At 71.4% G+C, this 23,827-nt stretch carries 23 protein-coding genes; 8 read left to right on the top strand and 15 right to left on the bottom strand.

The features are described from left to right. Nucleotides 1–16: 16 nt before the first annotated feature. The 5 genes from folP to ACZ59A_RS21695 all read left to right on the top strand — a co-directional run bounded on the left by folP (nt 17) and on the right by ACZ59A_RS21695 (nt 3,172). Entirely contained in the window at nt 17–910 is an 894-nt protein-coding gene (gene folP / locus ACZ59A_RS21715; RefSeq protein WP_470960756.1) for a dihydropteroate synthase, read from the top strand. Continuing rightward, on the top strand, nt 907–1,386 hold the full coding sequence (locus tag ACZ59A_RS21710) for a nuclear transport factor 2 family protein (RefSeq protein WP_470960754.1): 480 nt from the start codon (nt 907–909) through the stop codon (nt 1,384–1,386). Before folP ends, ACZ59A_RS21710 begins: the two co-directional genes overlap by 4 nt. Nucleotides 1,387–1,624: 238 nt before the next feature. Next, entirely contained in the window at nt 1,625–1,984 is a 360-nt protein-coding gene (folB, locus tag ACZ59A_RS21705; protein WP_468049836.1) for a dihydroneopterin aldolase, read from the top strand. Then, entirely contained in the window at nt 1,981–2,574 is a 594-nt protein-coding gene (gene folK, locus ACZ59A_RS21700) for a 2-amino-4-hydroxy-6-hydroxymethyldihydropteridine diphosphokinase (protein ID WP_470960752.1), read from the top strand. Before folB ends, folK begins: the two co-directional genes overlap by 4 nt. Nucleotides 2,575–2,674: 100 nt before the next feature. Continuing rightward, nucleotides 2,675–3,172 (top strand): DUF3180 domain-containing protein, encoded by a 498-nt coding sequence (locus ACZ59A_RS21695; RefSeq protein ID WP_470960750.1) that lies wholly within the window; start codon nt 2,675–2,677, stop codon nt 3,170–3,172. An 18-nt stretch (nt 3,173–3,190) separates the two neighbouring features. Here the strand turns inward: ACZ59A_RS21695 and folE are convergent, their stop codons facing one another. The 6 genes from folE to dacB all read right to left on the bottom strand — a co-directional run bounded on the left by folE (nt 3,191) and on the right by dacB (nt 11,049). After that, complete coding sequence (folE, locus tag ACZ59A_RS21690; RefSeq protein ID WP_009716869.1) at nt 3,191–3,796, bottom strand: GTP cyclohydrolase I FolE; 606 nt, start codon at nt 3,794–3,796, stop codon at nt 3,191–3,193. A 124-nt stretch (nt 3,797–3,920) separates the two neighbouring features. Continuing rightward, the gene (gene ftsH / locus ACZ59A_RS21685; RefSeq protein WP_468049842.1) at nt 3,921–5,963 is read right to left on the bottom strand and encodes an ATP-dependent zinc metalloprotease FtsH; all 2,043 of its coding nucleotides are present in this window, start codon (nt 5,961–5,963) and stop codon (nt 3,921–3,923) included. Nucleotides 5,964–6,231: 268 nt separating this feature from the next. Then, entirely contained in the window at nt 6,232–6,771 is a 540-nt protein-coding gene (gene hpt, locus ACZ59A_RS21680) for a hypoxanthine phosphoribosyltransferase (RefSeq protein WP_468049990.1), read from the bottom strand. A 62-nt stretch (nt 6,772–6,833) separates the two neighbouring features. Beyond that, nucleotides 6,834–7,955: a tRNA lysidine(34) synthetase TilS gene (gene tilS, locus ACZ59A_RS21675; RefSeq protein WP_470960748.1), complete on the bottom strand. Its 1,122-nt coding sequence runs from the start codon at nt 7,953–7,955 to the stop codon at nt 6,834–6,836. Between the two features lie 200 nt (nt 7,956–8,155). Continuing rightward, the gene (locus ACZ59A_RS21670; protein WP_470960746.1) at nt 8,156–9,295 is read right to left on the bottom strand and encodes a zinc-dependent metalloprotease; all 1,140 of its coding nucleotides are present in this window, start codon (nt 9,293–9,295) and stop codon (nt 8,156–8,158) included. 98 nt (nt 9,296–9,393) lie between these two features. After that, nucleotides 9,394–11,049 carry a D-alanyl-D-alanine carboxypeptidase/D-alanyl-D-alanine endopeptidase gene (gene dacB, locus ACZ59A_RS21665; protein WP_470960744.1) on the bottom strand — a complete coding sequence of 552 codons (1,656 nt, stop codon included), beginning with the start codon at nt 11,047–11,049 and terminating at the stop codon, nt 9,394–9,396. Between the two features lie 86 nt (nt 11,050–11,135). Here dacB and ACZ59A_RS21660 point away from each other — a divergent pair, with 86 nt between their 5' ends. After that, nucleotides 11,136–11,627, top strand: a complete 492-nt coding sequence (locus ACZ59A_RS21660) for an inorganic diphosphatase (protein WP_254739803.1) — start codon at nt 11,136–11,138, stop codon at nt 11,625–11,627. A gap of 76 nt (nt 11,628–11,703) precedes the next feature. Here ACZ59A_RS21660 and ACZ59A_RS21655 read toward each other — a convergent pair whose 3' ends face one another. The 3 genes from ACZ59A_RS21655 to ACZ59A_RS21645 form a co-directional block, all read right to left on the bottom strand. Then, complete coding sequence (locus ACZ59A_RS21655) at nt 11,704–13,413, bottom strand: threonine/serine exporter family protein (protein ID WP_468049849.1); 1,710 nt, start codon at nt 13,411–13,413, stop codon at nt 11,704–11,706. A 242-nt stretch (nt 13,414–13,655) separates the two neighbouring features. Continuing rightward, nucleotides 13,656–14,351, bottom strand: a complete 696-nt coding sequence (locus tag ACZ59A_RS21650; protein WP_470960741.1) for a DedA family protein — start codon at nt 14,349–14,351, stop codon at nt 13,656–13,658. Between the two features lie 179 nt (nt 14,352–14,530). Next, a complete protein-coding gene (locus tag ACZ59A_RS21645; protein ID WP_470960739.1) occupies nt 14,531–15,289 on the bottom strand; it encodes a MerR family transcriptional regulator in 759 nt (252 codons plus the stop codon). A gap of 125 nt (nt 15,290–15,414) precedes the next feature. Here ACZ59A_RS21645 and leuE point away from each other — a divergent pair, with 125 nt between their 5' ends. Together leuE and ACZ59A_RS21635 are read left to right on the top strand one after the other, a co-directional pair. After that, nucleotides 15,415–16,095: a leucine efflux protein LeuE gene (gene leuE, locus ACZ59A_RS21640; RefSeq protein WP_470960737.1), complete on the top strand. Its 681-nt coding sequence runs from the start codon at nt 15,415–15,417 to the stop codon at nt 16,093–16,095. A 76-nt stretch (nt 16,096–16,171) separates the two neighbouring features. Next, the gene (locus ACZ59A_RS21635) at nt 16,172–17,584 is read left to right on the top strand and encodes a glutamate decarboxylase (RefSeq protein ID WP_470960735.1); all 1,413 of its coding nucleotides are present in this window, start codon (nt 16,172–16,174) and stop codon (nt 17,582–17,584) included. Nucleotides 17,585–17,602: 18 nt separating this feature from the next. Here the strand turns inward: ACZ59A_RS21635 and ACZ59A_RS21630 are convergent, their stop codons facing one another. The 6 genes from ACZ59A_RS21630 to ACZ59A_RS21605 form a co-directional block, all read right to left on the bottom strand. Beyond that, the gene (locus tag ACZ59A_RS21630) at nt 17,603–18,940 is read right to left on the bottom strand and encodes a hypothetical protein (RefSeq protein ID WP_470960733.1); all 1,338 of its coding nucleotides are present in this window, start codon (nt 18,938–18,940) and stop codon (nt 17,603–17,605) included. Between the two features lie 76 nt (nt 18,941–19,016). After that, complete coding sequence (locus ACZ59A_RS21625) at nt 19,017–19,802, bottom strand: ABC transporter permease (RefSeq protein WP_470960731.1); 786 nt, start codon at nt 19,800–19,802, stop codon at nt 19,017–19,019. After that, complete coding sequence (locus ACZ59A_RS21620) at nt 19,799–20,803, bottom strand: ATP-binding cassette domain-containing protein (RefSeq protein ID WP_470960729.1); 1,005 nt, start codon at nt 20,801–20,803, stop codon at nt 19,799–19,801. The genes ACZ59A_RS21625 and ACZ59A_RS21620 overlap by 4 nt, the downstream gene beginning before the upstream one ends. A 91-nt stretch (nt 20,804–20,894) precedes the next feature. Then, nucleotides 20,895–21,548: a PadR family transcriptional regulator gene (locus tag ACZ59A_RS21615; RefSeq protein ID WP_470960727.1), complete on the bottom strand. Its 654-nt coding sequence runs from the start codon at nt 21,546–21,548 to the stop codon at nt 20,895–20,897. 57 nt (nt 21,549–21,605) lie between these two features. After that, entirely contained in the window at nt 21,606–22,178 is a 573-nt protein-coding gene (locus tag ACZ59A_RS21610; RefSeq protein ID WP_470960725.1) for a DinB family protein, read from the bottom strand. Between the two features lie 126 nt (nt 22,179–22,304). Then, nucleotides 22,305–23,762 carry an aldehyde dehydrogenase family protein gene (locus ACZ59A_RS21605; protein WP_470960723.1) on the bottom strand — a complete coding sequence of 486 codons (1,458 nt, stop codon included), beginning with the start codon at nt 23,760–23,762 and terminating at the stop codon, nt 22,305–22,307. Nucleotides 23,763–23,827: the final 65 nt, after the last annotated feature.

Below are 23,827 nucleotides of genomic sequence, written 5' to 3'. Positions count from 1 at the left end.
GTCTAGCCTTAAGGTCATGAGGACGTTGCGCGAGCGGGGCCGAGTGGCCGGACTGCCGGAATGGGACCGGTGTGCGGTCATGGGCGTGGTGAACGTCACGCCCGACTCCTTCTCCGACGGCGGCCAGTGGTTCGACACCGACCTGGCCGTCAAGCACGGTCTGGATCTGGTCACGGCCGGGGCCGACCTGGTGGACGTCGGAGGCGAGTCGACCCGGCCGGGCGCGGCGCGCGTCGACGAGGCCGAGGAGCTGCGCCGGGTGGTCCCGGTGGTGCGGGAGCTGGCCGCGGCGGGCGCCCGGGTCAGCGTGGACACCATGCGGGCCGCGGTCGCCGAGCAGGCGATCGAGGCGGGCGCGCTGCTGGTCAACGACGTGAGCGGCGGCCGCGCGGACCCGGCGATGGTGCCGGCGGTGGCCGCGGCCGAGGTGCCCTTCGTGGTGATGCACTGGCGCGGCCAGTCCATCGACATGAACAACCTGGCGGTGTACGAGGACGTGGTCGGCGAGGTCGTCGCCGAGCTGCGCACGAGCATGGACCGGGCCGTCGCGGGCGGTATCGCCCCGGAGCGGATCGTGCTGGACCCGGGGCTGGGCTTCGCCAAGGATGCCGAACACGACCTGACGCTGGTCGCGCATCTGGCCGAGCTGCGCGAACTGGGCCGTCCGCTGCTGGTGGCGGCCTCCCGGAAGCGGTTCCTGGGCCGCGTGCTGGCCGGGGGCGGGGGCGCCCCGCCGCCCGCCCGGGAGCGGGACGCCGCGACCGCCGCGGTGACCGCGATCGCCGCGCGCGAGGGCGCGTGGGCGGTCCGGGTGCACGAGGTGCGGGCGAGCGCGGACGCGGTGCGGGTGGCCCGGGCCATCGACGGAGCCGAGGCCGGGTACGTCGACAACGCGGCGGGAGCGCTGTGACTTCCCTTACGGACAACGAGCGAGTGGCGCTGGTGAACACCGCGCTGTACGAGGCCATGGAGCAGGGCGACCACGGGGCGCTGGACCGGCTGTGGCTGGATTCCGGCGAGACCGAGGTGTCCTGTGTGCACCCGGGCTGGCCGGTGCTGCGCGGCCGGGGCGAAGTGCTCCGTTCGTACGCGCTGATCATGGCGAACACCGACTACATCCAGTTCTTCCTGACCGACGTCGAGGTGTCGGTGATGGCCGACACCGCGCTGGTGACCTGCACCGAGAACATCCTCAGCGGCGCCCCGGCCGAGGAGGAAGGGCAGCTGGGACCGCTGGTCGGCCAGCTGGTGGTGGCCACGAACGTGTTCCGGCGCACCGACGACGGCTGGAAGGTGTGGTCGCATCACGGCTCCCCGGTGCTCGCGGAGCGTGACGACGAGGGCCCGGAGGGCCCCGATGACGACGATCGGCTGATGCCGGGCTGATCGCCCCGATCCCGGCCCCGTGATGGCTCGAATGGGTTCCGTTCGAGCCCTGCGAGGTGCGGGTAGGTGAAGGTGGCGCGGGGCTGTGGGAGGCATCCGCCGCGACCCCGTGGGCATGTGCCGCCGACATGCGCAGGTAGATTCGAGGAGGTTCCCCGCCGACGGCAGGGGGTCACAGGTGCGCTCCGGAACGGCCGGGGCGTGCCCGCGTAACCGACGACCAGCAGGAGTGATTCGGGTGGATCGTGTCGCACTGCGCGGCCTGAGGGCTCGTGGGCACCACGGCGTGTTCCCGCAGGAGCGCGAGGAGGGCCAGACGTTCGTCGTGGACCTCGTGCTCGGCCTGGACACCCGTCCGGCCGCCGCCGACGACGACCTGACCAAGACCATCCACTACGGCGTGGTGGCGGAGGAGGTCGTGGACGTGGTGCGGGGCGAGCCGGTCGCGCTGATCGAGACCCTTGCCGAACGGATAGCGGACACCTGCCTGAAGCATGATGTGGTGCGCGAGGTCGAGGTCGTCGTCCACAAGCCGCAGGCCCCGATCACCGTTCCCTTCGACGATGTCACCATCACCATTACCCGGAGCCGAGTATGAGCAGCAGCGACCCGACCGTGCAGCCCGTTCCCGCCTCCGTGGTGGAGAAAGTGGACGCCGCCGACATCACCCTGTCCAACCCCAAACGGGCAGTGATCTCGCTCGGCAGCAACCTGGGCAACCGCCTGGAGACCCTTCAAGGCGCGGTCGACGCGCTGGAGGACACCCCGGGCCTGCGGGTCAAGGCCGTTTCCCCGGTGTACGAGACGGAGCCGTGGGGCGTGGACCCGGGCACCCAGGCGACGTACTTCAACGCGGTGGTGCTGGTGAAGACCACCCTGCCGCCGTCCTCGCTGCTGGAGCGCGGCCACGCCATCGAGGAGGCGTTCGAGCGGGTGCGGGACGAGCACTGGGGTCCGCGCACCATCGACGTGGACATCCTGGCGTACCAGGACGTGGTCTCCGACGACCCGCTGCTCACCCTGCCGCATCCGCGCGCGCACCAGCGGGCCTTCGTCCTGGTGCCGTGGAACGACGTGGACCCGCAGGCCGAGGTCCCCGGGCGCGGCAGCGTCTCGGGGCTGCTGGACGAGGTGGGCCACGACGGCGTACAGGTCCGCACGGACCTGGAACTGCGACTGCCCGAATAGACGTTGACCCCGTAGACCAACCAACCCCCGTGGACGACCATGGACCACCGTGGACGGCCGGGGACGACAGCGTACGGATGTATGGAGGGGCGACCGCTCGGTGAAGCAACTTCGGATCGGGGTGCTGGTCGGGCTGTTCGCCGTGGCCGGTGTGGTGTCGTGGGCCGGGGCCCGGCTGTGGGACACGCTGGGGTCGCTGCCGAGCGTTCCGGTGGCGGCGCCGATCGTGCTGGCCCTGATCGCGGTCGTGCTGGTCGCGACCGCGATCTCGCTGCGGGCGCGGCTGCGCGCCCAGCGGGAGCGGGAGCCGGACGCGAAGGGCGTGGACCCGATGGTGGCCGCCCGCGCGGTGGTTTTCGGCCAGGCGAGCGCGCTGGTGGCGGCGCTGGTCTCGGGGATGTACGGCGGGGTCGGTGTCTTCCTGGCCCTGGAGCAGCTGGACGTACCGGCCCGCCAGGACCAGGCCATCTACGCGGGCGCTTCAGTGCTGGCCGGGGCGGCCGTGGTGGCCGCCGCGATCTTCATGGAGCGGGTCTGCAAGCTGCCCGAGGACGACGACGAGAACCGGCCGGGCCCGGACGCCTCGGCGCGGGCCTGAACGAACCCCCAGGGGCCCTCAGCGGGCCATGATGAGGCTCATCGCCTCGGCCCGGGTGGCCGGATCCCGCAGCTGGCCGCGCACGGCCGAGGTGAGGGTCTTGGCCCCGGGCTTGCGCACTCCGCGCATGGTCATGCACATGTGCTCGCACTCGACCACGACGATCACCCCGCGCGGTTCCAGTATCCGCATCAGCGAGTCGGCGATCTGAGTGGTCAGCCGTTCCTGGACCTGGGGGCGGCGGGCGAACACGTCCACCAGGCGGGCCAGCTTCGACAGTCCGGTGATCTTGCCGTCGTGGGACGGGATGTAGCCGACGTGCGCGACGCCCACGAAGGGCACCAGGTGGTGCTCGCACGAGGACATCACCTCGATGTCCTTGACCAGCACCATCTCGTCGTGACCCAGGTCGAAGGTGGTGGTCAGGACGTCCTCGGGCTCCTGCCGCAGCCCCGCGAAGATCTCCTTGTACGCGCGGGCCACCCGGCCCGGCGTCTCCCGCAGCCCCTCGCGGTCGGGGTCCTCACCGACAGCGATCAGGAGTTCACGGATCGCATTCTCGGCCCGCTTCTCGTCGAACACGCCGATGGTGCTCTCGCCGTCCAGCGTCACCGGGTCCGTCATGGAGGTGCCTCGTTCCTCAGGTGCACAAAAATGCGGAATGCCGCGTCACCAAGGCTAGAACCTGGTAGACGCGGCATTCATTCCGGGTCCTCCCCGGGGCCCGTGGGCCCCGGGGAGGCCGGGATCAGCTCTCGGAGCCGGAGCCCGAATCCTCGGGCTGCTCGGCGCCGTCCTCGGGCGCGGTGGCCTTGGTGAGCGAGGCCGCCGAGGTGGGCTGGGCACCGTTCGCCGGAGCCAGCTCCCGGGGGGAGAGCACCGGCGGGCGGGTGGAGGGCGTACGCCGGGAGGAACCGGTCCACGCCGGGCGGGCCGGCCGCTTGTGGATCGCGGCGAAGATCTCGGCGATCTCCTCCTTGTTCAGCGTCTCCTTCTCCAGGAGCGCCAGCACCAGGTTGTCGAGGACGTCGCGGTTCTCGACGAGGATCTCCCACGCTTCGTTGTGCGCGGACTCGATGAGCTTCTTGACCTCCTCGTCCACCAGTGCGGCGACCTCTTCCGAGTAGTCGCGCTGATGGGCCATCTCCCGGCCCAGGAACGGCTCGGAGTTGTCGGAGCCGAACTTGATCGCGCCGAGCCGCTCGGTCATGCCGTACTGCGTGACCATCGCGCGGGCCGTCGCGGTCGCCTTCTCGATGTCGTTCGAGGCGCCCGTGGTCGGGTCGTGGAAGACCAGTTCCTCGGCCGCCCGGCCGCCCATCATGTAGGCGAGCTGGTCCAGCATCTCGTTGCGCGTGGTCGAGTACTTGTCCTCGTCCGGCAGGACCATGGTGTAACCCAGGGCCCGGCCTCTGGAGAGGATCGTGACCTTGTGCACGGGATCGCTGTTCGGAGACGCCGCCGCGACCAGGGCGTGACCGCCCTCGTGGTACGCGGTGATCTTCTTCTCCTTGTCGCTCATGATCCGGGTCCGCTTCTGCGGTCCGGCCACGACTCGGTCGATCGCCTCGTCCAGGAAGTGGTTGTCGATCAGCTTCTTGTCGCCGCGGGCCGTCAGCAGGGCGGCCTCGTTCAGCACGTTCGACAGATCGGCACCGGTGAAGCCGGGGGTACGGCGGGCGACGGCCGACAGGTCGACGTCCGGCGCGACCGGCTTGCCCTTCTGGTGAACCTTGAGGATCTCCAGACGGCCCTGCATGTCCGGGCGGTCGACGGCGATCTGCCGGTCGAAACGGCCGGGGCGCAGCAGCGCCGGGTCCAGGATGTCCGGCCGGTTCGTGGCGGCGATCAGAATGACGCCGCCCTTCACGTCGAAGCCGTCCATCTCCACGAGCAGCTGGTTCAGCGTCTGCTCGCGCTCGTCGTGACCGCCGCCCATGCCCGCGCCGCGGTGCCGGCCGACTGCGTCGATCTCGTCGACGAAGACGATGGCCGGGGCGTTGGTCTTGGCCTGCTCGAACAGGTCACGGACCCGGGAGGCACCCACACCGACGAACATCTCGACGAAGTCGGAGCCGGAGATCGAGTAGAACGGGACGCCCGCCTCGCCCGCGACAGCGCGCGCGAGCAGGGTCTTACCCGTACCGGGCGGGCCGTAGAGCAGCACACCCTTGGGGATCTTGGCACCGACGGCCTGGAATTTCGCCGGCTCCTGCAGGAACTCCTTGATCTCCTGGAGTTCCTCGACCGCCTCGTCCGACCCCGCCACATCGGAGAAGGTCGTCTTCGGCGTGTCCTTGGTGATCAGCTTGGCCTTCGACTTCCCGAAGTTCATCACTCGGGAGCCGCCGCCCTGCATCTGGTTCATCAGGAACAGGAAGACCACGACGATCAGCACGAACGGGAGCAGCGAGAGCAGAATCCCGACGAACGGGTTCTGCTTCGAAGTCGAGACGTTGTACCCGTCGGGGATCCCGCTGTCCTTCTGGGCATTCGCCTGAAGGGTCCTGGCGAGGTCGACGCCCTGGTCACCGATGTAGGTCGCCTGGAGCTTGTTGCTGCCCGAGACCTTGGCGACGTTGTCCTTGAGTTCGACCTTGATCTTGTGCTCGTCGCCGGTCGTCAGCTCGGCGGACTGGACCTGGTTCCTATTGATCGCCTTGACGACCTGGCTGGTGTCCACCGACTTGTAGCCGCCGGACGAGCCGACGACCTGCATCAACACGACCACGGCGAGGACGGCCAGCACGATCCACATGACCGGCCCACGGAAGTAGCGCTTCACGTCCATCCATACGGGGCGAAACCGCCCCGTCCCTCCTGCCACAGTGAGGCACGGCAGCCCTGGAGGGGCGCCTGTGCGTGCGGTGTATTGCGGTGTATTTAGTGGTGTATGAGCTGTGTAATCCTCAGTCTCGAAAAAGACTGACCTTCGGACGGTACCCCAGCATTGTCACCCGACGCCGCCGTGGAGCGTTAACACATCCGCCTTCCCCTGCTCCAACGGCGGAAAACCGCGCCAGGTTCCCAGGGGAGGCGATACCCCTCGGGTGCCGCACTCAGCCGCCGTAGACGTGCGGGGCAAGAGTCCCGACGAACGGCAGGTTCCGGTACTTCTCCGAGTAGTCGAGGCCGTATCCGACGACGAACTCGTTCGGGATGTCGAAGCCGACCCACTTCACGTCGATGGCGACCTTGGCCGCCTCCGGCTTGCGCAGCAGGGTGCACACGTTCAGCGAGGCGGGCTCGCGCGAGCCCAGGTTCGACAGCAGCCAGGACAGCGTCAGGCCGGAGTCGATGATGTCCTCGACGATCAGGACGTGCTTGCCCTTGATGTCGGTGTCCAGGTCCTTGAGGATCCGCACCACGCCCGAGGACTGGGTGCCCGCGCCGTACGACGACACGGCCATCCAGTCCATGGTGACGGGCGTGGACAGCGCCCGGGCCAGGTCCGCCATCACCATCACCGCGCCCTTGAGCACGCCGACGATGAGCAGGTCCTTGCCTTCGTATTCGGCGTCGATGCGGGCGGCCAGCTCGGCCAGCTTCGCGTTGATCTCATCCTCGGTGATGAGGACCGACTTGAGGTCGGTGCCCATGTCCTTGTCGTCCACCCGCGCCACTCTCGTTCGACGTAACCGGCTCATCTGGCTCGGGCGGATCAGCCCTGCCGGATCACCAGTCTGCCACCCTCCCGGCGGACCTCGACGCGGCCGGGGAGGTTGATGGCACGCTGGCCCCGCCAGCCGGTGATCAGCCGGTCGACTTCCTCGATGTGGCGGGCGAAGAGCGAACCGGCGGGCGAGCCCGCGGCGATGGCCGCGCGGCGCAGCACCCGGCGGCGGACGGCGGGGGGCAGCCCGTGCAGTCCGACGGTGTCCAGCTCGACGGCGTCCGGCCCGGCGGACCCGGCCCCGGGGGCGGGGGCCGGGGCGGTGCGCAGGACGTCGGCCTCGGCGCGGGCGGCCCAGGCATCGAGGGCGTCGGCGTCGTCGCGGGAGAGCTGGGCGGTGCGGGCGAGGGCCTCGACGACGCCCTTGCCGAGGGCCTTCTCCAGCACGGGCAGCGCCTCGTGGCGGACCCGGGAGCGGGTGTAGGCCGGGTCCACGTTGTGCGGGTCGTCCCAGACGGGCAGCGACTGGGCCAGGCAGGCCTCGCGGACGGTGTGCCGGTCGAGCTGGAGGAAGGGGCGGCGGTAGCGGCCGCCGGTGCCGGAGACGCGGGCCATGCCGGACAGCGAGCGGGTGCCCGAGCCACGGGCGAGCCCCAGCAGAACCGTCTCGGCCTGGTCGTCGCGGGTGTGGCCGAGCAGCACGGCGGTCGCGTCGTGGCGCTCGGCGGCGGAGTCGAGGGCGGCGTAGCGGGCGTCCCGGGCGGCGGCTTCGGGGCCGCCGTCCCGGCCGACGGACACGGCGACGGACTCGACGGGCATCAGCCCCAGCTCCCGCATCCGCTCGGCGACCTCGGCGGCGCGCACCTCGGAGCCCGGCTGCAGGCCGTGGTCGACGGTGACGCCACCGGCGCGCAGGCCGAGCCGGGGGGCTTCGAAGGCGAGCGCGGAGGCGAGGGCCATGGAGTCGGCGCCGCCGGAGCAGGCGGCGAGCACGAGGGGGCGGTCCTCGCGGGGGGCGGAGCCGCGGGGCGCGGGCGCCTGGGCGGGAGAGCCCGGGAAAGCGGGGGAAGGCTGCGCGGAGGCGGAGGTGGCCGGGGAATCGACGAGGACGTCGTGGAGGACGCGGCGGACCGCCAGGCGTATCGCGGCGACCGCTGGATGGGGACCCATGTCCGTTTCCCATCTGTCATGCGAGGGGGTGCCTCGGGGGAGCGTACGAGATGTCGTTACGCGGGGGGATTCGTCACGCTGTGTATGTCGATGGTGACAGAAGCGAGCTGTTCCCCGAGCATCGCACGCCTACCCGTCGCTAACGGTCCCTCGGACGAGTGATTAACGGGAGCATTCATCCGTTCCAGAGTGAGCCGGTCTTACGACTCCGCCTTACGATGCACCCGCGCGACCCACTCGGCGGGTTTGCTGATCTCCGACTTGGTCGGAAGCGTGTTCGGGGATGTCCACACCCGGTTGAAGCCGTCCATGCCGACCTGGTCCACCACGGCCCGTACGAACCGCTCACCGTCACGGTACTGCCGCAGCTTGGCGTCGAGCCCCAGCAGCTTGCGCAGCGCCTGGTCGAGGCGGCCCGCGCCGCTGGCCCGCCGCTTCTGGAACTTCTCGCGGATCTCGGCCACGGAAGGCACGACGTCCGGCCCGACCCCGTCCATCACATAGTCCGCGTGCCCCTCCAGCAGCGACATCACGGCGGTCAGCCGGGCCAGGATCTCGCGCTGGGCCGGGGTCTGGACCAGCTCGATGATGCTCGGCGAGGCGCCGCGCTCCGCGGCCTCCTCACCGTCCGGCCGCCCGCCGCCCAGCGACTGGACGGCCTCCCGGATCCGCTCCAGCAAAGTGGCCGGATCCACGTCGGTCTCGCCCAGGAACGCCTGGATCTCGGACTCGATGTGGTCGCGCAGCCACGGCACCGCGGTGAACTGCGTACGGTGCGTCTCCTCGTGCAGCGAGACCCACAGCCGGAAGTCGTGCGGGGCCACGTCCAGCTCGCGCTCCACATGGACGATGTTGGGGGCGACCAGCAGCAGCCGTCCGCCGCCCGGGGCCCCGGCGGGCAGGTCGCGGGTGGCGGGCGCGAACGTCTCGTACTGGCCGAGCACCCGGGAGGCCAGGAAGGACAGCAGCATTCCCAGCTCGACGCCGGTCACCTTGCCGCCGACCGCGCCCAGCACCGCCCCGCCGGGCATCCCGCCGCGCCGGTCCTGCATCTTGCCCAGCAGCGGCGACAGGATCTGGCGGAAGCCCGCGACGTTGGCCCGGATCCAGCCCGCGCGGTCCACGACGAGGACGGGGGTGTCGGAAGCCGGGCCGCCGGGGACGGCCATCCGGGTGAAGCCGCGTACGTGCTCCTCCGACGATTTCGCGTGCCTGCGCAACTCCGCGACGACGGCGCGCGCCTCGTCCCGGCTCACCTCGGGGCCCGGGCGCACCAGCCGGGTCGCGGTCGCGACGGCCAGGTTCCAGTCGACCATCTCCACACCACCGATGCTCGTCATGGCTTCACGGTACGTGGCCCGCGCCCCATCCGGGAGAAGACGAGCCCCCCGCACACCCGGCCGCCCCCGGCCCGACCGGGCGACGCGTCACTCCCGGCTCACCGGCATCCGCAGTTGGCGAGCGCCGAGGCCATCGTGTCCAGGGCGCGCTGGGCGCCCAGGGGGTCCGTGGTGCCGTTGGTCATGAACGCGAAGACCAGCAGGCGGCCGTCGGCGTCGACCACGCTGCCCGCGAGGGTGTTGACCCCGGTCAGGGTGCCGGTCTTGGCGCGCACCACGCCGCGGCCGACGGTGTCCGCGTCGTAGCGGGTGCGCAGGGTGCCGCTGAATCCGGCCACCGGCAGCCCGGTGAGCAGCGGCCGCAGCTCGGGGTGGCCGATGTCCGCGGCCCGCACCAGCACCTGGGCGAGCAGCGCGGCGGAGACATGGTCGTCGCGGTCCAGTCCGCTGCCGTCCGCGATCCGGGCGCCGGAGACCGGCAGCCGGAGCTTCTGCAGCCGGGCGGTCACGGCCTTCGCCGCGCCGTCGAAGCTGGCGGGCTCGCCGGAGGCGACGGCGGTCTGCCGGGCCAGGGCCTCGGCGATGTCGTTGTCGCTGTTGGTCAGCATCCGCTCGACGAGCGCGGACATTGGCTGGGAGCGGACGGTGGCCACCAGCCGGGGGCGCTTTCCGGCCTCCCGGGGCCGCGGGTCCCCGGTCACCTCGACGCCGCGGTCGCGCAGCATCGAGGCGAACGTTCCCGCCGCGTCGGCGGCGGGGTCCTCGGAGCGGGCGGCCGGGCCGTGGTCGCTGTCGTCCAGGCGGCCCTCGTCGGCCATCAGCGGGGTGACGGGCGAGATGTTCTCGTTGGGGCCGATGGGGTGCTGCCCGGGCCCGGAGTACAGCGAGGTGTCGTACCCGAGCCGGACCGACTTCGTGCCGCGCTTCTTCAGGGCGCGGGCGGTGTCGTCGGCCAGGGCGCGCAGCGAGGCGGGGCGGTCGTCGCCCTTGGCCTTGCGGGCGGTGAGCGTCGGATCGCCGCCGCCGACCAGCACGATGCCGCCGCCGCCACTGTCGCCGCTCTGGACGACGGTGGTCTTGATCCGGTGGTCGGGGCCGAGGGCGGAGAGCGCGGCGGCGCCGGTCGCCAGCTTGATAGTCGACGCGGGCACCACGGCGTCCTTCGCGCCGGTCCCGAACACCTGCTGGCCCGTCGTCACATCCACGACGGACGCCGAGCGGTCGTCGCCCAGCGCCGGGTCGTCCAGCAGCGGTTCCAGGGCGTCGGCGAGCCCGCCGCCGGTGGGCGGCGGGACCGCGTCCTCGCCGCTGTCCGGCGACGGCACGGCGCCGGGCGCGCCGAGGGCTGCCAGCACGGGCGCGGCGCTGGGGGCGGTGTTCCCGGGGTGACGCTCGCCACCCGCGCCCGGCCCCCGGGCGGCGCGGGCGCGTTCGGCCGCACGCTGGCCGGTGTCCCAGGGCCCGGTGGCGAGGACCGATCCGGCCGCGACGGCGAGGCCGACCGTGCCGGAGATGGCCACCAGCCGCCAGGTGCCGCGCCGTTGGGGCGAGGTGCGCCGCCAGCGGTCGTGGAGCCCGGCACGGCGCCACAGGTCGCCGATCCGGCCGTGCCACGGCCGTTCCCGGACCGGGCGGTTCCACCAGCGGTCGCGGAGCCGGACCCTGACGGCGGCGACGCGGCCCCACTGGTCCCGCACGAGGGTCCGCCCGCGCGCGATCAACTCCCTGAACTGCCGTGATCTGGCTTCAGGCACGACGGACCAGCCCCTTTCGCCACCACACACCTGCGTGGGGGACACTTAATCACCAGACGTATGTGTTGATCATGGAGGAGCCACCCGTGGAGTTCGACGTCACCATCGAGATCCCGAAGGGTTCGCGGAACAAGTACGAGGTGGACCACGAGACGGGGCGCATCCGTCTCGACCGTCGACTCTTCACTTCGACCAGCTACCCGGCGGACTACGGCTTTGTCGAGAACACCCTCGGCGAGGACGGCGACCCGCTGGACGCCCTGGTCATTCTCGACGAGCCGACGTTCCCCGGCTGCCTGATCAAGTGCCGTGCGATCGGCATGTTCAGGATGACCGACGAGGCGGGCGGCGACGACAAGCTGCTGTGCGTGCCCGCGTCGGACCCGCGGGTCGAGCATCTGCGTGACATTCACCACGTGTCCGAGTTCGACCGCCTGGAGATCCAGCACTTCTTCGAGGTCTACAAGGACCTGGAGCCCGGCAAGTCGGTCGAGGGGGCCGACTGGGTGGGCCGCGCCGAGGCCGAGGCCGAGGTCGAGGCGTCCATCAAGCGCCTGGAGGCGTCGGGCGGCCACTGAGCCCCGACACCCGAACGGGCCGACCACATGGTCGGCCCGTTCGGCATTTACGCAGGTCAGCGCGGCTGAATGCGGATCAGAAGCCGCGGGTGCGCTTGGCCGCGCGACGGCCCGAGGGGTCGTCTCCGCCGCCCGGGATCTTGAGGAAGAGGCGGGCCGCCTCGCCACCCAGGTTCACCCCGATGGCGATCGCCAGGGCCAGTGCCGCCGCCTGGGTGAGATGCGGGATGCCGCGGTCCAGATTTCCCTGGGCGAGCGCGAGCAGTCCGAAGTACGTCGCGCTACCGGGCAGCAGCGGTCCGATGGCCGCCGTGACGTACGGCAGCGCGGACGCGTAGCGGTAGCGGGAGAGCAGCTGCCCGAAGAGGCCGACCAGCCCGGCGGCCACGGTCGTGGCGGCGACGGGCGGCACATGGGCGGTGTCGGAGAGCGCGCCGTAGACCACCCAGGCGACCCCGCCGTTGAGCGTGGCGAACAGCACGGTGTGACGTTCCTGCTGGAGCAGGATGCAGAACGTCAGCGCCAGCAGCATCGACGCCAGTATCTGGGTGACCGGCTGCGGCTGGCCCACCAGCGCCGCCTCCGGGTTCAGCTTGGCGTTCAGCTGGAGCCCGCCGTACAGCATGGTGAGCACGCCGCAGACGATGCCGACGATCAGGTAGCCGACCTCCAGCAGCCGGGCGGCGGCGGTGATGTAATACCCGGTCAGCCCGTCCTGGACGCTCGCCACCAGGGCCCGTCCCGGAATCAGCGCGAACAGCCCACCGGTGATCACCGCGGACGACTGGAGTCCCGCGCCCATGAGGCTGAGCCCGATGCCCATCGCGGCGGGCGGCATCGCCGCGACCACGAACTGGTAGAACTCCGGCAGTCCGCGCCCGGACGCCAGCCACGCCAGCCGGTCGCCGAGCATCGCGCCGATCGCCGCCGCGAAGAACACCGGCCACGCACCGCCGACCAGCATGCTCGCCGCCCCGGCCAGCCCGCCCGCGGCCACGGTGAGCGCCCAGCCGGGGTACGGGTGGCGGTTACGGCGGATCTCGGCGAGCCGCCGGTACGCCTCCTCCAGCGTGAAGTCCTCCTGCACGGTGATGTCGTCGACGAGCCGGAAGACGGCGGCCAGCCGGGTGTAGTCAGTGCCCCGGCGGCGCACCGTCCGGCTGGCGGTGACCGGGTCGTCGACCAGCGAGGGCTGGTAGCTGACCGACAGCAGGGTGAAGGTCACCGTGGGCTCGCAGCGGTCGAGCCCGTACGCGTGCGCCACGCCGAGCATCGCCGCCTCGACGTCCTCGGCCCCCTCACCGCCCGCGAGGAGCAGCTCGGCGATGCGGAGAGTGAGATCGAGCACACGGGGGACGGCGGGGCCCGTCTCGTCCTGCGGATCGGGGCGCTCGGCGGGTGTCGGGCGCTCGCTGATCGGCATCCGCAGCATCGTGCGCATCCGGTCCTGCCAGGGCGAATCCTTGGTCAGCCGGACCATGGGTATGCCGTTCGGCGGCGTGAAGGCCGGGAAGCCGCCGGTGGTCTGGTTGGCCGAGGTGGTGACCCCGGCGGGCGGCACGAAGGCCGAGCTCTCGGGCTCGGGGCCGCTCAGCTCGGTGGCCAGCCCCTGGGGGATGGCGAACTCCGAAGTCGGGTGCTCGCCATCGGGCGAGGGCGGCTTCGGCACGCCCTGCGGCGGTGTGAAGGCGCTGTGCGCCTCATCGGACTGCGGCTTGCGGCTCTCCGCCGTGTCCGCGTCCTGCGCGCCCGCGCACCGCTGCCCGTACTGTCGCTCCGTCCCCACGCTGCCTCGCTCCTCGACCGCCTCCCCGTACACACTGCCGGCAGCCGCGATGCATCATCGGCGGCCACCGGAGCCCATTGTGCGGGGAGGTGGCCGCCGAGTGGGAGTGGGGGCAGCGTGCGCGACGGGTGTGTAGTGGAGTGACCCCTGTGAAGTGACGGTGAAGATCTGCGCCGAATGGAACCCCGGAAGCGTCGGAGCGCTCGGCGTGGCGGCGGGTCGGCGCTCGGCGCGCCGCCCGGTCAGCGCTTGGCGTGGCGGCCGCGCGGGCCCTGCTGGTCGGCCGCCTGTCCGGCCGGTGCCTCGGCGGCCGCCTTCTTGGACTGGCTCCGGGCCCGCAGGAACTCGATCACGATCGGGACGACGGACAGCAGGACGATGCCGACCAGGATCAGCTCGATGTGCTTGTGGACGAAGTCGACCTTGCCGAGCGCCGCGCCCAGCAGGGTGACGCCCGTGCCCCACAGCACACCGCCGACGATGTTGAAGATGATGAAGGAGCGGTAGTTCATCCGGCTGACGCCCGCGATGATCGGCGTGAACGTCCGCACGATGGGCACGAAGCGGGCCAGGATCAGCGACTTCGGGCCGTGCTTCTCGAAGAACTCATGCGCCTTCTCCACGTTCTCCTGCTTGAAGAGCTTGGAGTCCGGGCGCTTGAACAGCGCGGGCCCGACCTTCCGGCCGAAGAGATATCCGACCTGGTCACCGACGATCGCCGCGAGGGCGACGCCCACGCAGACCAGCCACAGATCCTGCTTGATCACATCCGTGGTGACCAGCAGACCGGTGGTGAACAGCAGCGAGTCGCCCGGCAGGAAGAAGCCGATGAGCAGGCCGGACTCCGCGAAGACGATGGCCAGCACGCCGAGCAGCCCGAAGGTTTCGATCAGATAGTCCGGGTCCAGCCACTGAGGGCCGAGCGCGAGGGTGGTCACGGGTCACAGGCTCCTGGGTCGAGGGGTGCAGGCTCGTGCTCGTGCGAGGCCCGGCCGCAGGGTCGGGGTACGGACTGACTGCGGGGTTCATCGCTTGGCAGTGTGCCGCCCAAAGCTATCAACGCCGTGTGCGTGCCCGTGGTTCCCGCTGTCCGCCCGCCCCCCATACGAGCCACCCGCTATCCGTGGCGCTCCGCGTTGGCCAGGATCGCGCCCCGGAGGTAGGCGGCGAGCCCCGGCTTGGCCTTGTCGATGTTCTCGGTGAAGCGGTGGTCCGTCACATACATCTCGGCGATGCAGGCGTGCAGCCGGTGGTCGCAGTCGTAGTGGTTCCGGCAGATCCCCTGGCGGTGCTCCTCGGCGAGGTCCATCGCCGCCTCGGACTCCGGCGGAGTGCCCGACTCCAGCAGCGCGACGAAGCGCTCGTTGAGCGCGTCGGCCTCGCCCTGGATCCGCTGCCAGTCCTCCTTGGTGTACGTGGCCGCCCTGCGCTGGGACTCCCGGTACGCCTCGGTGTCCCCCCAGCGCTCCTCGACCTCGTCCGCGTACGCGTCCGGGTCGAAGTCGCCGAAGACCTCGAACTTCTCCTCGGGGGTCAGATTGATGCCCATCTTCCGTGCCTCCATGGCCTGTTCGACGGCGGCGGCCATCTTCTCCAGCTGCTCGATCCGGTCGGTCAGCAGCGAGTGCTGGCGCCGCAGGTGGGCCTGCGGGTCCGCGTCCGGGTCGTCGAGGAGGACCGCCACCTCGTCGAGCGGAAAGCCGAGTTCCCGGTAGAACAGGACGCTCTGCAGCCGGTCGAGGTCGGCGTCGTCGTACCGCCGGTGCCCCGCCGTGCTGCGGGCGCTCGGGCGCAGCAGCCCGATCTCGTCGTAGTGGTGCAGCGTGCGCACCGTGACCCCGGCGAAGCCCGCGACCTGTCCCACCGAGTAGCTCATGACCTGGTCCGCTCTCCCTGGTGTTCCGTACGGGCTCCACGCTGGCGTCTCACGTCGCGTGAGGTGCAAGTCCGGATGCCGAAATCGTTCGGGCCCCGGCCGCGTTCCCTGGCATCCTGCCGATTGTGCTGGGGATAACCGATCTTTCGACGTATCTGGCGGGCCTTGCCCTGATCATCCTGCTGCCGGGCCCGAACTCGCTCTATGTGGTGTCCGTCGCCGCGCGCCGCGGAACCCGGACCGCCTACCGGGCGGCGGGCGGGGTGCTGTGCGGGGACGCGGTGCTGATGGCGCTGTCCGCGGGCGGCGTGGCATCGCTGCTGCAGGCGAGCCCGGCGCTCTTCGCGGTGGTGAAGTTCGCCGGTGCGGGCTATCTGACCTGGCTCGCGGTGGGCCTGCTGCGCGGGGCGCGGAAGCTGTGGCGCCAGGGGCCGGGCAGCGTGCGGACCGCGGGGGCGGCCGCCGAGGCCCCCGCCGAGGGAGGCTCGGCGTCCGGGGCGGTCGAGCGGCCGTACCGCCGGGCGCTGGTCGTGAGCCTGCTGAACCCGAAGGCGATCCTGTTCTTCATCTCCTTCTTCGTGCAGTTCGTGGATCCGGAGTACGCCCATCCGGCGCTGTCCTTCGTGGCGCTGGGCCTCTGGGCGGAACTGTTCAGCATCACCTATCTGTCCCTGCTGATCTTCGGCGGCACGTATCTCGCGGCCCTCTTCCGGCGGCGCAAGCGGCTGACGGCCGGGCTGTCGGCGGGCGCGGGGGCGGCGTTCCTGGGCTTCGCGGCGAAGCTGTCGCTCAGCAGCGCGGGCTGACGGCGCGGCTGACGGCGCGGGATCCGGGCGGCGCGGGATCCAACCATTTGCGCCATACGTCCGTAATTTAACGGGCATGGCACTTCACGGCGGAAGGCGCGGCGCGGCAAAGCGGCCCGACATCTCGGTCAACCCCTTCTACGGCGTGGCCGATCCGGTCAGCGGCATGACGACGAACCCGCCGCGCCGCTGCCTCCCGGACGGGCCCATGGCGCCCTCCGCCGCCTACCAGCTGGTGCACGACGAGCTGATGCTCGACGGCAACGCCCGTCAGAATCTCGCCACCTTCGTCACCACCTGGATGGAGCCGCAGGCGGGGCGGCTGATGTCCGACTGCCGGGACAAGAACATGATCGACAAGGATGAGTACCCGCGCACCGCGGAGCTGGAGCACCGCTGCGTGACCATCCTCGCCGACCTGTGGCACGCGCCCGACCCGGAGACCGTGATGGGCTGCTCCACTACCGGGTCGAGCGAGGCGTGCATGCTCGCCGGGATGGCCTTCAAGCGGCGCTGGGCCAAGCGGAACCCCGTCCGCTATCCGGCCACCGCCCGGCCCAATCTGGTCATGGGGATCAACGTCCAGGTGTGCTGGGAGAAGTTCTGCGCCTACTGGGAGGTGGAGCCGCGGCAAGTGCCCATGGAGGGCGACCGGTTCCACCTCGACCCCGGGGCCGCCGCCGAGCTGTGCGACGAGAACACCATCGGCGTCGTCACCGTGCTCGGCTCGACCTTCGACGGGTCGTACGAGCCGGTCGCCGAGATGTGCGCGGCTCTGGACGACCTCCAGGAGCGCACCGGGCTGGACGTGCCGGTCCATGTGGACGGCGCCTCGGGCGCGATGGTGGCGCCGTTCCTCGACACCGACCTGATGTGGGACTTCCGGCTGCCCCGCGTCTCCTCGATCAACGCCTCGGGGCACAAGTACGGCCTGGTCTACCCGGGGGTGGGGTGGGCGCTGTGGCGCACGCCGGAGTGCCTGCCCGAGGAGCTGGTCTTCCGGGTCAACTACCTGGGCGGCGAGATGCCGACCTTCGCGCTCAACTTCTCCCGGCCCGGCGCCCAGGTGGCCGCCCAGTACTACACCTTCCTGCGGCTCGGCCGGGACGGCTACCGCGCCGTCCAGCAGACCTCCCGCGACGTGGCCTGCACGCTCTCGGCACGGATCGCGGAGCTGGGCGACTTCCGCATGCTCACACGCGGCGACGAGCTGCCGGTCTTCGCCTTCACGACGGCGGAGGAGATCACCAGCTTCGACGTGTACGACGTGTCGCGGCGGCTGCGCGAGCACGGCTGGCTGGTGCCCGCGTACTCGTTCCCGGCGAACCGCCAGGACCTGTCGGTACTGCGGGTGGTGTGCCGCAACGGCTTCTCGGCGGACCTGGCCGATCTCTTCCTGGACGATCTGCGGACGCTCCTGCCCGAACTGCGCAAGCAGTCCGCGCCGATGGGGCGGCCCGAGGCCGTCGCCACGGCCTTCCACCACTGAGCGGGTGCCCGCCGGGGTTCAGCCCGCCTGCGCGGTGGCGCGCAGCAGCTCGACCCTGCGCCGCACGGCCTCCAGGGCGCCCGGCCTCCGGCCCGGCACCCGGCCCCGCAGATCGACCAGCATCGGCGCCAGGGCATGCGCCCGGGCCGGTTCGCGCACGAACTGCCACTGGTGGTGGGCCCGGTCGACGGCCCCCTCCACCTCGGGGTGCTCGGTCGGCTCGCCGTTGCCCAGCCGGGCGTCGGCCACCGCCAGCCACAGCTCACACGCGCGGGCCGGGTCCCCGGCGAGCCGGGCGAGGTCGGCGCGGACCTCAAGCCAGTGGATCGCGCCGGAGGAGCGCGGACCGGCCGACCGGAGCGCCTCCTGCTCCCAGGCGGCGGCCATCGAGGCGGCCTCGCTGTGCCGTCCGGCGTGCGCGGCCTCGAAGATCGCGGAGTGCGGATCGGGCAGGGGCTCGGCAGTCCGTACGGGCTCGGCCCGCCGGGCGGGTATGGACTCCGGCGCGGCGGATATCGGCGGCGGACCGGGCGAGGGCGGCGAGCCGGAGGGCGCTGCCGCCCCCGGTATGACCGGTCCGGGCTGGCGGTGCCGGGGCGTCTGGTGCTCGTACGCCGCCGACGCCCCGTACGCCTCGTACGCCGCCGACGCCTCGTACGCCGCGTAGCCCTCCACCGGCGCGCCCAGCAGCAGTCCGGGTCCGGCGCCCAGCCCCGCCTCGGCGGCGGCCTGCTGGTGCAGCAGGGCGAACGCCGGGCTGCCCGTGCCCTCGCGCAGCAGCCCGGCGAGGGCGCGGCTGTAGACCGGCGCCGCGAGTTGGCGCTTGGGCGGGGCGGGGGCGACCGTCCCGTAGAGCGTCAGCCCGCCCGCGAGCGTGTCGGCCGGCAGCCGCCCGTCGGCCAGCCGCGACCAGGCCGTCTCCTCGGCCACCAGATCGGCGAACAGGGTGGTGCTGCCCGGTGGCCGCTGGGCCAGCTCGGCGGCCAGCCAGTGCCACGGCAGCGCGGTGTAGCGGGCGGTCCTCGGCGTCGTACGGGCCAGCGCGAGGTGCGGCAGCCGCTGCTTGTGGTCGAGGGTGAGCTGACCCGCCAGATAGATGAGCACCGGGCCCGGATGGGCGGCCGCGGTCCGCAGATGGGTCAGCACGGTCTGCGGATCGGAGGGATCCACGAGTTGGACGACGCTGGCGCCGCCGGGCGTGCCCAGCAGCGCGGCCGGAGGCACCGCCGCGAGCTGTGGCAGCGCGGCGGCCGCGTCCATCAGCCGCTGCTTGCCCATCGGCCCGGCGGCGAGGAGCAGGGCATAACCGGGTCCGCGCGTCCGTGCCGCCCCCGTGCCCGCCGTGTCGTTCCCCATACGTGCACCGTATCCGCATCCGGCGACGGCGGGTGGTGCTGTGACATACGTGGCATCGGGGACGGCTGTCGGCCGCTCAGCGGCTGAGCCCCCGGTAACGGCCCACCGCGAGCGGGAAGAAGACCGCGAGGAGCGCCAACGGCCAGCAGACGGCGAGGAGTCCGGCGTGGTCCGCGGCCCACGACGCGCCGCCGCCCCTGGGGCTCGCGAACAGGTCACGGACCGCGGTGGCCGTCGCCGACATCGGGTTCCACGCCGCGATGGCGCCGAGCCAGCCGGGCATCGTCTCGGGCGCGGCGAAGACGTTGGACAGGAAGCCGACCGGCCAGACCAGGATCTGCACGGCCTGGACGAGTTCGGCGCGCCCGGCGAGCAGGCCCAGATAGATGCCGATCCACAGCATCGCGAAGCGCAGCCAGAGCAGCAGCCCGACCGCGGCCAGCGCGTCGACCGCTCCGCCGTGCCAGCGCCAGCCCATCGCCAGCCCGACCCCGAGGAGGGTCAGCAGGCCGAGCGCGGACTGCAGCATGTCGAGCACGCTGCGCCCGATCAGCACCGCGGAGGAGGCCATCGGCAGGGAGCGGAAGCGGTCGATGACGCCCTTGTTGAGGTCCTGGGTGATCGCGAGCATGGTGGCTTCGAGGCCGAAGGCCATGGTGAGGGCCAGCATGCCCGGCACCAGATAGTGCTTGTAGTCGCCGCCGCCCGGGACGGTCATCCCGCCGCCGAGGAAGTACGCGAACATCAGCAGCATCATCACCGGGAAGACCAGGTTCACGACCACCTGGACGGGCTGCCGGGCCCAGTGGGCGAGGCCGCGGCGGGTCATGGTCCAGGAGTCGACGAGGGTCATGGCGGTCATACGGACGTCTCCTCCGCGGTCATGGCCCCTGTCGTGGCCCCGGGCCTGTCCTCGTCGTCCTCGCCCGTCAGGTGCAGGAACACCTCGTCGAGGGTGGGGCGGCGCAGGGCGATGTCCTCCGCCTCGATCCCGGCGGCGTCCAGCGCCCGTACGGTCTCGGTGAGGGCGGCGACCCGGTCGGTGACCCGGGCGCCGATCCGCCGCCGGTCGGGGTCGGTCTCGACCGAGGCGGCGCGGGCGGCCATGCCGATCACCGAGGCGGCGGCGGCCAGTTGACCGGCGTCGCGCAGCACCACGTCGATGCGGTCCCCGCCGATGCGGGCCTTGAGCTGGTCGGTCGTGCCGTCCGCGACGGCCCGGCCGTGGTCGACCACGCAGACGCGGTCGGCGAGCTGGTCGGCCTCCTCCAGGTACTGGGTGGTGAGCAGGACCGTCGTACCGTCGCCGACCAGGGAGCGGACGGCACTCCACACCTCGGTGCGGCCGCGTGGGTCGAGCCCGGTGGTGGGCTCGTCCAGGAACAGCACCCGCGGCCGCACGATGAGGCTCGCGGCCAGATCCAGTCGGCGCCGCATGCCGCCGCTGTACTGCCTGACCGCCTTGGTGCCGGTGCCGTCGAGGCCGAACCGCGCCAGCAGTTCGTCCGCGCGGGCTGCCGCGCGCCGCCCGCCGAGGTGGTGGAGGCGGCCGAACATCTCCAGGTTCTGCCGTCCGCTCAGTTCCTCGTCGACCGCGGCGTGCTGGCCGAGCAGCCCGATGCGGTGGCGGACCTCGTCGGGGTGGCGCAGCACGTCGTACCCGGCGACCTCGGCGCGGCCGCCGTCGTGGCGCAGCAAGGTGGCCAGGATCCGTACGCAGGTGGTCTTGCCCGCGCCGTTGGGGCCGAGCACGGCGTGCACGGTGCCGGTCGGGACGGTCAGGTCGAGCCCGGCCAGCGCCGGTTTTCCGCCATAGGTCTTGCGCAGTCCTTCGACGACGATCGCGGGATCGCTGTCGGCCACGGTCTTCCCCTCTCCTCCGCATGACTCATTAGTCAAACTTGACTACAAGTCTCCGGAAGGTACTCCCCGAACCGGGTCTAGTCAAACTTGATTACTGGCGGGATTCCTCGGCATCGTCCGGAGCCGAGGACTCCGCGTACGGGTTCGGCGCCCCGTCCGACAGGACGTCCATCGAGCGCTCCCCCTCGCCCGCCATGACGTACGCCCCGCCTTCGAGGCGCTCGATCAGCCCGCGGGTCCACTCGGCCCCGCTGTCCGCCGAATGCACCCAGAACTTCATGATCTCGCCGATGTGGCCCCACGCGGCGGGGGTGCCCTGCGGGGGCGACCAGTGCTTGGTGACCTCGGCCCGCCACCCCTCCAGCGCCGCCACCCGCTCCTTCAGCAGCGCGATGGCCTCGGCACGGGGCAGGTCGACGATGAACCCGACCCCGGCCGTCAGCTCGTCGATCTTCTGGTCGTGCCGCAGCAGGGCGTCCCTCAGCAGCTTGAAGTATTCGGCCTCGCCCGCCGCGGTCAGCTCGTACTCGGTGCGCGGCGGGCCGCCCGCGGTGCTCGGGGCCACGTCGTGGGCGCGCATCAGGCCCTGCTTCGCCATCTGTTTGAGCGCGTGATAGATCGATCCGGGTTTGGCGTTGGACCACTCGTGCGCGCCCCAGAACTCCAGGTCGTTACGGACCTGATAGCCGTGTGCGCGCCCGTGCTGGCGCACCGCCCCCAGCACCAGCAGCCGGATCGCTGACATGTGCCCGTCTCCCCATCCTGCCCCGCCTGACCTGCACTGGGGTCCAGGGTAGGGGTGTCAGCCCTCCAGGAGCGACCAATCGGGCTCGGGCATCGCACCGCTCTCGAAGACCAGATCGAACGCGCCCTTCCCGTCGATCGTCTCGCGGATGATGTCCGCGTGCCCCGCGTGCCGGGCGACCTCCTCGATCATGTGGAGGACCAGCCAGCGCCAGGTCCGGGTGCCGCCCTCGTCCCAGGGGTAGCGGGGCGACTCGAACGTCTCGTCCATCGAGGACAGGGCGAGCACGGCGGCATCGGTCGCGCGCGCCGCCGCCTCGTACCGCTCCAGCAGCACCGGCACCGTCTCGTCGGCCGTGGGGGTGAACCCGGACTCGAATTCCGCCAGCGTCTCCTTCGACAACCGGCCCTCCCCACGGCCCTGGCCCGTTGCGGCCCAGCCCAGTTCGCCCTGGGTCGCATGCTTGATCAGCCCGGCCAGGGACAGCGCGCTGGCGCTGGGCGCGCTGCGGGCCTGCTCCTCGGTCAGCCCGTACACGGCGCGCCGGATGCCGCCGCGCTGTGCGTCCAGGTAGGCCAGCAGCGCGGAGCGCTCGTCCTTGCAGGCTTCGGAGTTCACGACGGTGGGCATGGCTGCCGCCTTTCACCAGGAGGGGCCCGGGCCGGGCGCCCTTTCGACGAACCCCACATTAGGAAGGCTTGCGGTCAGCTTCTGTCCGCAAGCCTCATCCGGACCGACGTATCAGGAACCGCCGTATCAGAACGGGAACTGGCTGCGGCCGTGCTGGATCGAGATCCACTTGGTGGTGGTGAAGTTCTCCACCATCGACTCCCCGTTGAGCCGCCCGACCCCCGAGTGCTTCTCGCCGCCGAACGGCACGATCGGCTCGTCGTGCACGGTGCTGTCGTTCACATGGATCATGCCGGTGTGGACGCGCTTGGCGAGGCGGACGCCGCGCTCGATGTCGCCGGTGTGCACGGCGCCGCTGAGGCCGTAGTCGGTGTCGTTGGCGAGCCGTACGGCCTCCTCGTCACCGTCGAACGGGACCAGCACCACAACCGGGCCGAAGACCTCCTGGCGGAGGATCGCCGAGCCCTCGGGGACGTCGCCGAGCACGGTCGGCTCCATCAAGGTGCCCTCGGCCCGCCCCCGCACCAGCGCGGTCGCGCCGTCGGCGAGCGTCTGCTCGACGAGCGCGGTGATGGCCTCGGCCTGGCCCTCGTTGATCAGCGGACCGATGTGGGTGGCCGGATCGCCCGGGTCGCCCACCTTCAGCGACTTCACCTTGGCCACGAACTTCTCGGTGAACGCGCGCTCAACCGACCGGTCCACCAGCACCCGGTTGGCGGCCATGCAGACCTGCCCCTGGTGGACGAAGCGGCTGAACACCGCGGCGTCCACCGCGTAGTCGAGGTCGGCGTCGTCCAGCACGATCAGGGCGCTGTTGCCGCCCAGCTCCAGGATGGAGCGCTTGAAGTGCGAGGCCGCGACGGTGGCGACATGGCGGCCGACCCGGTCGGAGCCGGTGAAGGAGATGACCTTCGGGACCGGGTGCTCGATCAGGGCGTCACCGATCTCCGCGATGTCGGTGACGACGACGTTGAGCAGCCCGGCCGGGAGCCCGGCCTCCTCGAAGATCTTCGCGACCAGACCGCCGCCGCATATCGGGGTGTTCTGATGCGGTTTGAGGACGACGGAGTTGCCGAGGGCCAGCGCCGGGGCGACCGACTTCAGCGACAGCAGGAAGGGGAAGTTGAACGGGCTGATCACACCGACGACACCGACCGGCACCCGGTAGAGGCGGTTCTCCTTGCCGTCGTCGGGCGACGGCAGGATGCGGCCCTCGGGGCGCAGCGCCAGCTGGACCGCCTCGCGCAGGAACTCCTTGGCGAGGTGCAGTTCGAAACCCGCCTTGACGTGGGTTCCGCCGCACTCCGCGATGATCGCCTCGGTCAGCTCCTTCTCGCGCTCGTCGATGATGCGCAGCGCCCGCTCGAAGACCGTCCGCCGGGCGTACGGGTTGCGGGCCGCCCACTCCGGCTGGGCCCGCTCGGCGGTGCGATAGGCGAGATCGACCTCGTCGACGGTGGCCACGGTGATGGACGCCAGCTTCTCCCCGTCGTACGGGTTGAAGTCGACGATGTCCCAGGAACCGCTGCCGGTTCGCCACTCACCGCCGATGTACTGAAAGGCCAGCTCGGAGAAGTAGGACATGCCATCCCTATCTGGAGGACGCGGGACCGCATCCGGTACACCCGCGAACGCGTGGGGGGTATTCC

Source organism: Streptomyces sp. NPDC040405, assembly GCF_055595765.1.
Note: the sequence above shows the minus strand (reverse complement) of the source record. Positions and strands in the feature narration are given on the sequence as shown.

Excerpts from the sequence above, each read along its gene's own strand:
- folP (WP_470960756.1), top strand. The coding sequence starts at position 17 with ATGAGGACGTTGCGCGAGCGGGGCCGAGTGGCCGGACTGCCGGAATGG.
- folK (WP_470960752.1), top strand. The coding sequence starts at position 1,981 with ATGAGCAGCAGCGACCCGACCGTGCAGCCCGTTCCCGCCTCCGTGGTG.
- folE (WP_009716869.1), bottom strand. The coding sequence starts at position 3,796 with ATGACGGACCCGGTGACGCTGGACGGCGAGAGCACCATCGGCGTGTTC.
- ftsH (WP_468049842.1), bottom strand. The coding sequence starts at position 5,963 with ATGGACGTGAAGCGCTACTTCCGTGGGCCGGTCATGTGGATCGTGCTG.
- hpt (WP_468049990.1), bottom strand. The coding sequence starts at position 6,771 with ATGGGCACCGACCTCAAGTCGGTCCTCATCACCGAGGATGAGATCAAC.
- tilS (WP_470960748.1), bottom strand. The coding sequence starts at position 7,955 with ATGGGTCCCCATCCAGCGGTCGCCGCGATACGCCTGGCGGTCCGCCGC.
- ACZ59A_RS21670 (WP_470960746.1), bottom strand. The coding sequence starts at position 9,295 with ATGACGAGCATCGGTGGTGTGGAGATGGTCGACTGGAACCTGGCCGTC.
- ACZ59A_RS21645 (WP_470960739.1), bottom strand. The coding sequence starts at position 15,289 with ATGAGCTACTCGGTGGGACAGGTCGCGGGCTTCGCCGGGGTCACGGTG.
- ACZ59A_RS21635 (WP_470960735.1), top strand. The coding sequence starts at position 16,172 with ATGGCACTTCACGGCGGAAGGCGCGGCGCGGCAAAGCGGCCCGACATC.
- ACZ59A_RS21630 (WP_470960733.1), bottom strand. The coding sequence starts at position 18,940 with ATGGGGAACGACACGGCGGGCACGGGGGCGGCACGGACGCGCGGACCC.
- ACZ59A_RS21625 (WP_470960731.1), bottom strand. The coding sequence starts at position 19,802 with ATGACCGCCATGACCCTCGTCGACTCCTGGACCATGACCCGCCGCGGC.
- ACZ59A_RS21615 (WP_470960727.1), bottom strand. The coding sequence starts at position 21,548 with ATGTCAGCGATCCGGCTGCTGGTGCTGGGGGCGGTGCGCCAGCACGGG.
- ACZ59A_RS21610 (WP_470960725.1), bottom strand. The coding sequence starts at position 22,178 with ATGCCCACCGTCGTGAACTCCGAAGCCTGCAAGGACGAGCGCTCCGCG.
- ACZ59A_RS21605 (WP_470960723.1), bottom strand. The coding sequence starts at position 23,762 with ATGTCCTACTTCTCCGAGCTGGCCTTTCAGTACATCGGCGGTGAGTGG.